This is a genomic window from Paenibacillus sp. LS1, from assembly GCF_026013365.1.
Lineage (GTDB): Bacteria > Bacillota > Bacilli > Paenibacillales > Paenibacillaceae > Paenibacillus.
Genome location: NZ_JAPDOE010000033.1, coordinates 1 through 821 on the forward strand (window position 1 = coordinate 1; position 821 = coordinate 821).

The following is an 821-nucleotide window of genomic DNA, read 5'->3' on the forward strand; positions in this document are numbered from 1 at the left end:
AGTACGTGGACGTAGACCCGAAACCGGGTGATCTACCCCTGTCCAGGGTGAAGGTGCGGTAACACGCACTGGAGGCCCGAACCCACGCATGTTGAAAAATGCGGGGATGAGGTGGGGGTAGCGGAGAAATTCCAATCGAACTCGGAGATAGCTGGTTCTCCCCGAAATAGCTTTAGGGCTAGCCTCGGAAAACAGAGTCGTGGAGGTAGAGCACTGATTGGGTGCGGGGCCCGCAAGGGTTACCAAGCTCAGTCAAACTCCGAATGCCATAGACTTACTTCCGGGAGTCAGACAGTGAGTGCTAAGATCCATTGTCAAAAGGGAAACAGCCCAGACCATCAGCTAAGGTCCCCAAGTGTGTGTTAAGTGGAAAAGGATGTGGAGTTGCACAGACAACCAGGATGTTGGCTTAGAAGCAGCCACCATTGAAAGAGTGCGTAATAGCTCACTGGTCGAGTGACTCTGCGCCGAAAATGTAACGGGGCTAAACACACCACCGAAGCTATGGCTTGATGCTTTGCATCAGGGGTAGGGGAGCGTTGTATAAGGGTTGAAGGTGTACCGTAAGGAGCGCTGGACATTATACAAGTGAGAATGCCGGTATGAGTAACGAAAAGATCAGTGAGAATCTGATCCGCCGAAAGCCTAAGGGTTCCTGAGGAAGGCTCGTCCGCTCAGGGTAAGTCGGGACCTAAGGCGAGGCCGAAAGGCGTAGTCGAAGGACAACAGGTCGAAATTCCTGTACCACCGTAAGCCGTTATGAGCAATGGGGGGACGCAGTAGGGTAGTGACGCGGACTGATGGATGTCCGTCTAAGCAGT

At 53.1% G+C, this 821-nt stretch carries 1 rRNA gene; it reads left to right on the forward strand.

What is annotated here, in order from left to right:
- A 23S ribosomal RNA gene (locus tag OM416_RS31705) occupies window positions 1–821 on the forward strand; the annotation flags it as partial.